This is a genomic window from Mameliella sp. AT18, from assembly GCF_028807275.1.
Taxonomy (GTDB): Bacteria; Pseudomonadota; Alphaproteobacteria; order Rhodobacterales; family Rhodobacteraceae; genus Antarctobacter; species Antarctobacter albus.
Window position 1 is genome coordinate 1 of the sequence record NZ_JARAMO010000285.1, and the last position, 11540, is coordinate 11540.

12 protein-coding genes are annotated in these 11540 nt (G+C 65.7%); 9 read left to right on the forward strand and 3 right to left on the reverse strand.

Annotated features, from left to right (window positions below; translation table 11 throughout):
- A partial coding sequence (locus PVW46_RS23255) for an FAD-dependent oxidoreductase (protein WP_274577926.1) occupies positions 1–1053 on the forward strand: 1053 nt, incomplete at its 5' end.
- Here the strand turns inward: PVW46_RS23255 and PVW46_RS23260 are convergent.
- Positions 1050–1295 carry a hypothetical protein gene (locus PVW46_RS23260; RefSeq protein WP_069209580.1) on the reverse strand — a complete coding sequence of 82 codons (246 nt, stop codon included), beginning with the start codon at positions 1293–1295 and terminating at the stop codon, positions 1050–1052. The genes PVW46_RS23255 and PVW46_RS23260 overlap by 4 nt on opposite strands.
- Positions 1296–1528: 233 nt before the next feature.
- Between PVW46_RS23260 and PVW46_RS23265 the strand changes: the two genes are divergently transcribed.
- From PVW46_RS23265 to PVW46_RS23285, 5 genes are all read left to right on the forward strand, one after another.
- The gene (locus PVW46_RS23265; RefSeq protein WP_069209581.1) at positions 1529–1858 is read left to right on the forward strand and encodes a sarcosine oxidase subunit delta; all 330 of its coding nucleotides are present in this window, start codon (positions 1529–1531) and stop codon (positions 1856–1858) included.
- Between the two features lie 61 nt (positions 1859–1919).
- Entirely contained in the window at positions 1920–4940 is a 3021-nt protein-coding gene (locus tag PVW46_RS23270; protein WP_069209582.1) for a sarcosine oxidase subunit alpha family protein, read from the forward strand.
- Positions 4933–5505, forward strand: coding sequence for a sarcosine oxidase subunit gamma (locus PVW46_RS23275; RefSeq protein WP_069209583.1), 573 nt, complete (start codon positions 4933–4935; stop codon positions 5503–5505). The genes PVW46_RS23270 and PVW46_RS23275 overlap by 8 nt, the downstream gene beginning before the upstream one ends.
- 71 nt (positions 5506–5576) lie before the next feature.
- Entirely contained in the window at positions 5577–5993 is a 417-nt protein-coding gene (locus tag PVW46_RS23280) for a hypothetical protein (RefSeq protein WP_043146456.1), read from the forward strand.
- A gap of 93 nt (positions 5994–6086) precedes the next feature.
- Positions 6087–6686: a superoxide dismutase gene (locus PVW46_RS23285; RefSeq protein WP_043146455.1), complete on the forward strand. Its 600-nt coding sequence runs from the start codon at positions 6087–6089 to the stop codon at positions 6684–6686.
- A gap of 83 nt (positions 6687–6769) precedes the next feature.
- Here the strand turns inward: PVW46_RS23285 and PVW46_RS23290 are convergent, their stop codons facing one another.
- Positions 6770–7063, reverse strand: a complete 294-nt coding sequence (locus PVW46_RS23290) for a DUF1330 domain-containing protein (RefSeq protein WP_069209584.1) — start codon at positions 7061–7063, stop codon at positions 6770–6772.
- A gap of 251 nt (positions 7064–7314) precedes the next feature.
- Here PVW46_RS23290 and PVW46_RS23295 point away from each other — a divergent pair, with 251 nt between their 5' ends.
- Together PVW46_RS23295 and rarD are read left to right on the forward strand one after the other, a co-directional pair.
- A complete protein-coding gene (locus PVW46_RS23295) occupies positions 7315–7851 on the forward strand; it encodes a DUF3592 domain-containing protein (RefSeq protein ID WP_069209585.1) in 537 nt (178 codons plus the stop codon).
- A gap of 69 nt (positions 7852–7920) precedes the next feature.
- Complete coding sequence (rarD, locus tag PVW46_RS23300) at positions 7921–8835, forward strand: EamA family transporter RarD (protein WP_069209586.1); 915 nt, start codon at positions 7921–7923, stop codon at positions 8833–8835.
- Here the strand turns inward: rarD and PVW46_RS23305 are convergent.
- Positions 8778–9329, reverse strand: a complete 552-nt coding sequence (locus PVW46_RS23305) for an LOG family protein (protein ID WP_043146451.1) — start codon at positions 9327–9329, stop codon at positions 8778–8780. The genes rarD and PVW46_RS23305 overlap by 58 nt on opposite strands.
- 128 nt (positions 9330–9457) lie before the next feature.
- Here PVW46_RS23305 and PVW46_RS23310 point away from each other — a divergent pair, with 128 nt between their 5' ends.
- Positions 9458–11473 carry a LysM peptidoglycan-binding domain-containing protein gene (locus PVW46_RS23310; protein ID WP_069209587.1) on the forward strand — a complete coding sequence of 672 codons (2016 nt, stop codon included), beginning with the start codon at positions 9458–9460 and terminating at the stop codon, positions 11471–11473.
- Positions 11474–11540 lie beyond the last annotated feature (67 nt).

Consider the following 11540-nt stretch of genomic DNA (forward strand, 5'->3'; position numbering starts at 1 on the left):
AAGGGCTGGCTGGGCGGCGGCAACACCGGGCGCAACACCACGATCATCCGCTCGAACTATCTTCAGGATCCCTCTGCCGCGATCTATGAAAAGGCGCGCAGCCTCTACGAGACGCTGAGCCAGGAGTTGAACTATAACGTCATGTTCAGCCCGCGCGGCGTCATGATGCTGGCCCAGACAGAGCACGAGGTGCGCGGCTATTTGCGCACCGCCCATGCCAACGCCCTGCAGGGGGTCGAGACGCGCTTCATCACCCCGCGCGAGGTCAAGGAGATCGTGCCGATCATCAACCTCGACGGGCCGCGATACCCCGTGCTGGGGGCGCTCTGGCAGGAACGCGCCGGCACCGCGCGCCACGACGCCGTGGCCTGGGGCTATGCCCGCGCCTGTTCCGCAATGGGCATGGACATCATCCAGAAATGCGAGGTGACGGGCGTGCGCCAGGAGGGCGGGCGCGTCACCGGGGTGCAGACCACAAAAGGCGACATTTCCTGTGAAAAGCTGGGCATCGTCGTGGCCGGACACTCGGGCGACATGGCCGCCAGGGCGGGCTTTCGCCTGCCCATCGAATCCGTGCCGCTGCAGGCGCTGGTGTCAGAGCCGATCAAGCCGATCATGGATTGCGTCGTCATGGCCAACACCGTGCACGGCTACATGAGCCAATCCGACAAGGGTGAGATGGTCATCGGCGGCGGCACCGACGGGCACAACGCCTATACCCAGCGCGGCAGTTTCCACCACATCGAGGAAACCGTGCGCGCCCTGGTCGAGACCTTCCCGATGGTCTCGCGGCTGAAAATGCTGCGGCAATGGGGCGGGATCGTGGACGTCACCGGCGACCGCTCTCCGATCCTGTCGAAAACCCCGCTGGAGGGCTGTTTCATCAACGCCGGCTGGGGCACGGGCGGGTTCAAGGCGATCCCCGGCTCGGGCTGGGGCTTTGCCGAACTGATGGCGCGGGGAGAGTCGTCCTTGTGCGAGGAATTCTCCATGTGGCGCTTCGGTGAGGGGAAATTCATTGATGAGTCGGTCGCGGCGGGGGTGGCGCACTAATGCCTCCAGTCGCCAATATCCGAGCCTTCGAGTATATCAGAAAGCAGTTCTCCTTCGTGTTGTCGCAAAGTCGATATTGCAATGCTGACTTCACGCAACTCCTCGTATGCCTGCCGAAGCTCAGACTCCTTTTCCAAAACAGTTCTTTCCCGGACTTCAAAAAGGGGTTCCAAGCCTGCAATCGCTTGCCGAGTCTTAGACAAATCCCAATTCAAGCTATGGAGATAGTTGTTGAGTTTCATGCTTTCAGGTCCTGCTCATTGATTCGCTCAAGGATTAGCAAGGCGCCCCGCCAGGGCGCAAAATGTATGTTTCCAACGATAAGCCGCCATCCCAATTCGCCACTATATTTTGTTATGGAAGGGCCGGTGCGTCAATATCTTGACAGGTCGACTCAGGGCTGTGGCCGATTAGTCACCTACAATAGCGGCGCCAACACAATACCTTTCGGCTTTTTCTCCAAGGAAACTAACCAGTGCTGACCCTCAAATGCCCCTATTGCGGCGTCCAAGCCGATGAAACCGAACTGCACGCGTGCGGCGAGGCGCATCTCAAACGCTTCGGCCCCGGTTCCTCGGACGCGGACTTCGAATCCTACCTCTTCATGCGGGAAAACCCCAAGGGCGTGCATTTCGAACGCTGGCGCCACGTCAACGGCTGCGGCAAGTGGTTCCACGCCGCGCGCTGTACCATGACGCTGGAGGTCTTCGGCACCTATCCCGCCCAGACCTCTGAGCCGCCGAAAAAGATCCGCGACGCGATCACCGCCAAACGCCCCGGCTGGACGTGGAGAGAGCTGTCCTGATGTTTCTTCTTGGCAAAAATACCCCAAAATTTATCGTCCTCACAGCGTGGAGCCCTGAGACATGAGCACCCGTCTCACCACAGGCGGCCGCCTGGTCGACCGCAGCAGCGACATCCGGTTCACCTTCAACGGCAAGACCTTCCGGGGCCACGAGGGCGACACGCTGGCCTCGGCTCTCCTGGCCAATGACCAGATGCTGGTGGGGCGCAGCTTCAAGTATCACCGTCCGCGCGGCATGGTCGCCTCCGGCGCCGAGGAACCCAACGCGCTGGTCAATCTCGGGCGAGACAACAGGCATGAGCCCAACCAGCGCGCCACGACGACAGAGCTGTTCAACGGGTTGCAGGCCACGTCGCAGAACCACTGGCCCTCGCTCGACTATGACATCGGCGCGCTGAACGGGCTGTTCGGGCGCTTCCTGACGGCGGGTTTCTACTACAAGATGTTCATCCACCCGCGCCCCTTCTGGAAGCACCTGTACGAACCCTTCATCCGCCAGTCGGCGGGGCTGGGCCGCGCGCCGGACCCGGAAACCCGCGACCCCGACACCTACGAGCATTTCCATGCCTTCGTTGATGTCGTCGTGATCGGCGGCGGCGTGGCCGGGCTGCAGGCGGCCAAGGCGGCGGCGGACTCCGGCGCCAAGGTGCTGGTCCTGGAACAGACGGCCCATTGGGGTGGGCGTGCGCCGGTGGATGGCGGTTCGATCGACGGGATGACGCCCGGGGACTGGGTGAACAGGACCGTAGAAGCCCTTGAAGGCATGGAAAATGTGACGCTGCGGACCCGCAGCATGGGGGCAGGGGTCTATGACCACGGCTACCTGCTGGGCTACGAGCGTCTGACCGATCACGCGCCTTTCATGAAAGGCCCGCGCCACCGGTTGTGGCGCATCCGCGCGAAACAGATCGTGACCGCGACCGGCGCCATCGAGCGGCCGCTGAGCTTTGCCGGAAACGACATTCCCGGCGTCATGCTGGCCTCTGCCATGCGCGATTACCTCGTGAACTACGGCGTCGTTGCGGGCCAGAAGACCGTCGTCGTCACCAATAACGACGACGCCTACCGCACGGCCATCGCCCTGAAACAGGCGGGGGTGCAGGTGCCGGCAGTGATCGACGCGCGCCAGATGGGCGGCGGCGCGCTGATGGAAGAGGCGAAATCGCTGGGCATCCGCGTCGAAACCGGCCGGGCCATCGCCAAGGTCAAGGGCGGCAAGCGCGTCACTGGCGTGGCGATTTGCGCGATGGCCGGCGGCGGCGCCATGCTGGAAGAGATCAAGTGCGATGCCGTGGCCATGTCGGGTGGCTGGTCGCCGGTGGTACACCTCTGGTCCCATTGCGGTGGCAAGCTGACCTGGGACGAAGAGCGCGCCTTTTTCCGCCCCGATCCCGAACGAGCCCCGACCAGCCACGACGGTCTGCCTTTCGTCACCGTGACGGGCAGCGCCAATGGCGAAATGGACCTCAAGAGCGTTCTGGAAGGTGCTGACAGGGCAGGAAAAACCGCCAGCAAGGCCGCCGGCGGCAAACCCCGCCGCTTTGCCCCTCCCAAGGGCGAGAGCGCAGAGGAAGCGCCGCTGCGTCCCGTCTGGCTGATGCCGGAAAACGCCTGGGATGATCTGCGCATGAAGTCGTGGCTGGACTACCAGAACGACGTCAAGGTCTCGGACGTGCAGCTGGCCGCCCGCGAGGGCTATGAAAGCGTCGAGCATACCAAGCGCTATACCACCCTGGGCATGGCCACGGATCAGGGGAAGCTTAGCAACATCAACGGTCTGGCGACCCTTTCTGCGTCACTGGGTGAAGAGATCCCGCAGGTGGGCACCACAACCTTTCGCCCGCCCTATACGCCCATCAGCATGGGGGCCATCGCGGGTGAGGCGCGCGGCGAGATATTCCAGCCGATCCGCAAGACGCCGATGCACGCCTGGCACGAGAAACACGGCGCCGCATGGGAGCCGGTTGGCCACTGGCGCCGCCCCTACTGCTATCCGCAACAGGGGGAGAGCAAGCACGACGCGGTCCACCGCGAGGTGCTGGCCACCCGCGAGAGCCTCGGCCTGCTCGATGCCTCGACTCTTGGCAAGATCATCGTGAAAGGGCCGGATGCGGGGCGCTTTCTCGACATGCTTTACACCAACATGATGAGCACGCTGAAACCGGGCCGCTGCCGCTATGGGCTGATGTGCACGGAAAACGGCTTTCTGACCGATGACGGCGTGGTGGCACGGATCGACGAGGACACCTTCCTCTGCCACACCACCACCGGCGGCGCGGACCGCATCCATGCCCACATGGAGGAATGGCTGCAGACCGAATGGTGGGACTGGAAAGTCTATACCGCCAACGTGACCGAGCAATTCGCGCAGGTCGCCGTGGTCGGCCCCAACGCGCGCAAGCTCTTGGAAAAGCTGGGCGGCATGGATGTCGGCAAGGACATGCTGCCCTTCATGGCCTGGGCCGACGGCACGCTGGCGGGGTTCCCCGTGCGGGTCTACCGGATCTCCTTCTCGGGCGAACTCAGCTACGAGATCGCCGTGCCCGCGAACCTTGGCCGCGCCTTCTGGGACCGCGTCGTCGAAGCCGGAAAGGAATGGAACATCACGCCTTACGGCACCGAGGCGCTGCACGTCATGCGGGCCGAGAAGGGCTTCATCATGATCGGGGACGAGACCGACGGCACGGTGATCCCGCAGGACCTGGGCCTGCACTGGGCGATCTCGAAAAAGAAAGAAGACTATCTGGGCAAGCGCGCGCAGACCCGCAACCACATGGCCGATCCGAACCGCTGGCAATTGGTCGGGCTGGAAACCGTTGACGGCTCTGTCCTGCCGGATGGGGCCTATGCCGTGGCGCCCGGCAAGAACGCCAACGGCCAGCGCAACACGCAGGGCCGGGTGACCTCGACCTATCACTCGCCGACGCTGGGCAAGGGGATCGCGATGGGCCTAGTCCACAATGGCCCCGACCGGATGGGAGAGATCATTCCATTCATCAAGGACGATGGCGAGACCGTGGTCGACGCCAGGATCGTCAGCCCGGTGTTCTTTGACCCCGAAGGAGAGAAGCAGAATGTCTGATCCGGTTCTGCCGCTCGGCGGCGCACAATACGAGGGCCTGGTGGACGTCCGCGAGACCGGGCCGCAGGGCATGATCGCCCTGCGCGGGGACCTGGCGGATGCATCCCTGCAAGAGGCCGTTACCAGCCTGACCGGGCTGCTCATGCCCGACATGCGCGGCGCGCAGGTTCTGGGCGAAAGCGGGGTGCTCTGGATGTCGCCGGACGAACTGCTGCTGCTGGTGCCCCACCGACAGGCCGCGCGCGCCTGCGCGCAACTGTCCGAGGCCCTGCAGGGGCAGCACGCGCTGGTCGAGAATGTCTCGGACATGAGGGCGATGTTCCGGCTGCGCGGCACGCAGCTGCGCGACGTGCTGGCCAAGCTGGCCCCGGTGGACTTTGCCCGTGACGCCCTGCCGGTGGGCGAATTGCGCCGCACCCGGTTCGCGCAGGTGGCTGCGGGTGTCTGGCTGGTGGACGACACCACGGCGCAGGTCTTCTGCTTCCGCTCGGTTGCGGAGTACATGTTCAACCTGCTCTGCACCGCCGCCGATCCCGACGCCTTCGTGGGGTTTCACGCCGGCTGACCGGGCAGGGCGGTTGCCTTGGCGGGCGGCTCTGCCGATAGTGGCCGGGCCCACCCCGAAACGGAGCCGCCATGCGCCGCCTCATCCTGTCCGCTTTCTTCCTGGCCGCCCTCTCCGGGGGCGCGGCGGCGGAAAAGATGGCCTATCATTGCCGGATCGACGGCACGTCAGAACGCCAGTGGATTCAGCCGATGATCTTCATCGCGCTGGACCGGGCCATCGATCGCGTGGTGGTCTCTGACGCCTCGATCCTGGTTTTCAACGACGGCGTTCCGGTCGAAGGGCAGCTGATCCGGGACAACCGCTCGCGGGTGACCGTCTCGTGGGAGCTGGAAGTGCGCGCCTCGGGGAACCGGCGGCTGCTGCTGGATTATCGCGCGACATTCCTCAAGGCCAGCGGAAAGGTCAACGTGACGGCGCAACCCCGTGGGAAGGGGCCGCTTTTCAACAGGGCGGGAAACTGTTTGCCGACAAAACTTTCTCCTTGAAGTCACCTTTGGGGACCGAGGCAGGGTTGACCTTCGGCGGGAAGGGGGACACCTATTGGGGCAATGAACCGCCACATCACGAAGGGGTGAACCATGTCTTTCGAACTTCCCGATCTTCCCTATGCGCACGACGCACTGGCCAGCCAGGGCATGAGCCAGGAGACGCTGGAATACCACCACGACATCCACCACAAGGCCTATGTCGACAACGGCAACAAGCTGATCTCCGGCACCGAGTGGGAAGGCAAGAGCCTCGAAGAGATCGTCAAGGGCACCTATGACGCGGGCGCCGTGGCGCAGTCGGGCATCTTCAACAATGCCTCGCAGCACTGGAACCACATGCAGTTCTGGGAAATGATGGGCCCCGGCCCGAACGCCATGCCGTCCGAGCTGGAAGCGGCCATCAAGGACAGCTTCGGCACCGTCGACGAGTTCAAGTCGCAGTTCTCCGCCGCGGGCGCGGGCCAGTTCGGCTCGGGCTGGTGCTGGCTGGTCAAGGACACCGACGGCGGCCTGAAGGTCACCAAGACCGAGAACGGCGTGAACCCGCTGTGCTTTGGCCAGACCGCGCTCTTGGGTTGCGACGTGTGGGAGCATTCCTACTACATCGACTTCCGCAACAAGCGTCCGGCCTACCTGACCAACTTCCTCGACAACCTGGTGAACTGGGAAAACGTGGCTTCGCGCCTGTAATCCCATGTGCGGGGCCGTGCGCGCCCCGACCGGATGAGAAAGACGCCCTCGCAGATTGCTGCGGGGGCGTTTTTCGTGTGATCCTAGGCAAGCCGGTCCACCAGCACGGCGTTCAGCGACGATCCACTGCGCCGCAGCCGGGCAAGCTCCTGGAACTCGGCGGAATTCCAGAATGCCCTGGCATGGTCACGGTCCGGAAAGGCGAGGATGAAGGCCGCGTCGGGCAGGGGATTGTCCCCCTCTAGGTGTTCCGGTGCGCCACCCCGGACAAGGAATTCGCCCGAGTGGGCGGCCACAACCGCCGGGATCTTGGCGAAATAGGCCTCCATCCAGTCCCGACTGTGAATCTGCATCTGGCCGATGACAAATGCCCCCATATCGCTGGTCTCCCGCTGTCTTGCCCTGACAGGCTATGCGGATATGGACCGTGCGACAATCCTCATGCCGGACGCCGCCAAAGCCGGAACCCCACGATTCACAAGGGCGCAAGGACGCCCTATGGTAAGGTTATCCCGGGTCCATCCGGGCCGTCGGCAGCATTTCGGGAAGGTTATTTTTTCATGGATACGACAGGGGCTTTCGTGGATCGCCCGGACGGCAGTCCGGCACGGTCGGGGACAGGTCAGACATGGGGGGCACGATGCTGCGCAACCTGATCGTCCAGATGAACCAGAGCCAGCAATTCTTGTGGCGGACGCATCCGGACGGGCGGCGGCAGGTGTCCTGGCGGGTCTGGCTGCTGATCTTCGTGACGCCGGTGCTGTTCCTGGCGACGGCGGCGCTGCTGGCCTATGACAGCGTCAGTTTCGTGTCGCGCGCGGACCGCACCACCGGCGAGGTGGTGCGCGTCTACGAGTGGGAGGACTGGACCCCCTGGGCGGGCAACCATACGGTTTATGGCCCGGTCTTCCGCTATGAATTCCGCGAGGGCGAGATGACCGAGGCCAGCCTGGGACAGTCCTCGGCCAACTGGGGGTTCGAGATCGGATCGCGGCACGAGATCCTGTTCAATCCCGAGACCAGGGGCAATGTCAGGCTGCCCCTGTTCGAACACCTCTGGGCGCTGCCGCTGACGATTCTCTGCATCGGGCTGATCACCCTGGTCCCGGCGCTGTTCGGGGCATGGCGGGTGCGGCGCTGGCTGCGCGGCGGGGCAGGTGGCTGAGCAGCCGTCGCGTCGGCTTGCAGTGGTCGGCGCGGCTCTGTAGGGCAGGGGCACTGACCGGAGACGACCATGCCCCCCCAGACCCAAGGCATCCTCCTGATGATCGGCGCCTGTTCGATCTGGGGGCTTTCGCCGATCTACTACAAGCTGCTGCTGCACGTCCCGCCGCTGGAACTCCTGGCGCATCGCACCTTCTGGTCGCTGATCGTCTTTGCCGGGCTGCTGGCGGTGCAGGGCCGACTGCGAGAGCTGCGCGGCGCGGTCGGTCGGCCAAGGGCCGCGCTGATCACCGCTATCGCGGCGCTGATGATCACCGCCAACTGGTTCCTCTTTATCCTCTCGGTGCAGATCGGCCAGGTGCGTGAAACCTCGCTGGGCTATTACACCTTTCCGCTGGTCGCTGTCCTGCTTGGGGTCGTCGTCCTGCGCGAACGGCTGTCGACGCTGCAATGGGTCGCCGTGGGGCTGGCCACGCTGGCGGTGGCGCAGCTGACCTGGGGGCTGGGGGCGGCCCCCTGGATCGCGCTGGTCCTGGCCACGACATTCGGCATCTACGGCATTGTGAAGAAACGGCTTTCCGTCGGTCCGGTCGTGTCTGTCACGGGGGAGGTGCTGTTGCTGGCGCCCTTTGCCCTGGGCTGGCTTGCGGTGCTGGAACTGCAGGACAAGGCGATCTTTGGCGATGACCTTTATACCTCGGGCCTGCTGGTCTTTTCCGGCTTGCTGACGGCGCTGCCGCTGGTGCTCTTCTCGGCCGCGGCGCAGCGGGTCAACATGACCACGCTGGGCGTGCTGCAATACCTCAATCCGACGCTGCAATTCCTCTGCGCCGTGGTCATCTTCAAAGAGCCGCTGACCCCCTTCCACCTCATCGCCTTCGGCCTGATCTGGGCCGCGCTGGCGATCTACTCGGTCGCGGGGTTTGCTCAGGACAGGGCGCGCCGCAGAAGTGTCATGACATCCTCCGCCGAACCGCCGCTCTGAACGAATTCCAGCAACGAGGGATCGGCAAAGCCGGTGTCCACGACATGCTGCATCAGTGCCTTCAGCGGTTCCCAGTAGCCGGCCACGTCCAGCAATATGATGGGTTTCGCATGCAGGCCCAGCTGGCGCCATGTCAGTACCTCGAAGAACTCGTCCAGCGACCCCGCGCCGCCGGGCATGACCACCACCGCGTCGGCGTTCATCAGCATGACCTTCTTGCGCTCGTGCATGGTCTCGGTGACGACGAAACTGGTCAGATCGGTCTTGCCGACCTCCAGCTGCAGGAGATGGGTGGGGATCACGCCGAAAGTCTCTCCGCCAGCGGCCTGCGTGGCACGCGCGATCAGCCCCATCAGGCCCACGTCGCCCGCGCCGTAGACCAGCCGCCAGCCTTCCTGCGCCAGCGCCTCGCCCAGGGCGGTGGCCTCTGCCGCATAGTCGGGATTTCCCCCCTTGCGGGAACCGCAGTAGACGCAGATGGACATGGTGGACATTTCAGGCTCCAAGGCTTGCAGAAAAAACGACTTTTGACGCTTCGTAGCCTGTGGTTTATAAACGCTCAACCATCCTGTGGCCCCGCTGGGGGGCCGAGGCCGCAGGCGCTGTCATTCGGAAGGCTGCCATGAGCAAGATCGCACTCTACTTGGCCCTCGCCGGCGCCGGCACTGCCGGGGCGGTGACTGTCATGGTCGCCACCGGCATGATCGACCCGCCCTGGGGCGCAACGCCCGATGGACCGGCTCCCGATCCGGTGGTCGCCGCGCCGGATGCGCCGCCGGTTCCCAGCGTCGACGCGCCCGACACGCCGCTGGCGGCCTCGACAGTTGTCAAGCCGTCCGCAGACCCGGTCAAGAGCGACGATCCCGTGCCTGCGCCCTCGGCCACGGTGGACAAGCCCGATCCCGCAACCCGCCCGGTCGAAACCGCGGATGGCCCGGATCCGGCTGACCCGGCAGAGGAGACCGATCCGGTGGCGCCACCGCTGGATACCGCCGATGCTCCTGTCCCGGCAGAGGCACCGGACGCGCCGGCCCCGACCCCTGCCGAAGGGGCAGAGGCCGCGGCGCCGGATGTCTCGATCGCAGCGGTCGATCCCGATGGCCCCGCGCCGGACCAGACCGTGCCCGGTCCGGCCCCGGACGATGCCCCCGACGAAACCGTCGCCGCAGCCGCCCCCGTGGCAGAGGCCCCCGATCCCGACAGGCCCGATCCAGACAGACCCGAGGCCGAGTCCCCCGACCCCGAGGCACCGGAGGCGGCAGGTGCGCTCCTGCCGCTCTTCGATCCCGACGCGGCGCCGGTGCAGGAACTGCTGCTGGATGGCGACGAGGCAGTGATCCGCCCCAGCTTTGACGTGGTACGGGCCGAAACCGACGGCTTTTCGCTGATCGCGGGCGGCGGTGAACCGGGCGCCCTGCTCGAGGTGATCGTGAACGGCGAGCCGGTCGAAAAGCTCAAGATCGGTGGCGACGGAAAATTCACGACCTTCCTCAACCTGCCGCCGGACCAAGGCGCCGTGATCACCCTGCGCCAGACCGCCAAGGAACGCACCGTCCTGTCCGAGGGCGAGGTCATCGTCGCGCCGCGACAGGTGGCCGCCGCCGACCTGACGCCTGAACGCCAGCCGAAAACGCCCGTGGCCACCGGCCCGATCCTGGAACAGGAACCGGACGTGGATGCGCCTGCCGGTGATGCCCCGCTGGCCACCGCCGGTCCCGATGCCGGTCCCGTCGATCCCGAGGGCGCGCCGCCCGCGCCGGGCGATCAGCTGGCCCGGGTCGATCCGCAGCCCGAGGTCGGCGCCGGTCCCGACCCGCTGGGTGCGCCCAAGTGGAACGGCGCCCCCCAGCGCGGCCCTCTGCCGGGCACCGATCCGGGGCCTGCCATCGCCGGCGCCCCGCCGCGTCCCGGCGGCCTTCCGGGCACGCAGGCGCCGGTGGACAGCCAGGACCCGACCGCGCCCCGCGCCAGCACGCGCGACCCAGCCAGCCCCGATGGCGCGGTGCCCGTTGCCGGAACCGCCGCTCCGCGCGCCGGGGATGACCCTGTGATCACCGCGCGGGCCGAACCGGACGTGGGCGACGCCCCGCCGACTGCGCTGCCCCCCGCCGTCCTGCTGTCCTCGCCGCGCGGGATCGAGGCGCTGTCGACCGCGCCCATCGCGCCGGGCGACGTGGCACTCGACTCGATCAGCTATGACGACGAGGGCGACGTGCTGCTCTCGGGCCGGGGCAAGACCGCGGCCTTCGTGCGGATCTACCTGGACAACACCCCCGTCACCACCTCGCGCATCCGCGAGGATGGCCGCTGGCGGGTGCAACTGCCCGAGGTCGACCAGGGCACCTACGTGTTGCGCGTCGACCAGATCAACGAACGCGGCCAGGTCATCGCCCGAGTCGAAAGCCCGTTTCTGCGCGAGAGCGCCACGGTGCTGGAACGGGTGGTCTCCGAGGGAGCAGGCCCGGTGCGCAGCGTGACGATCCAGCCGGGCAACACGCTCTGGGGGATCTCTCGCCAGCGCTACGGCGACGGGATGCAATATGTCCGCATCTACGAGGCCAACCGCGACCGCATCCGCGACCCTGACCTGATCTATCCCGGCCAGATCTTCGACCTGCCGCAGACTGTGACTGATTGATTTCCACCCGGGCTCGGCGCCCGACTGCAACCGGAAATAGGGGGCTCTGCCCCCGTCTCCCTGCGGT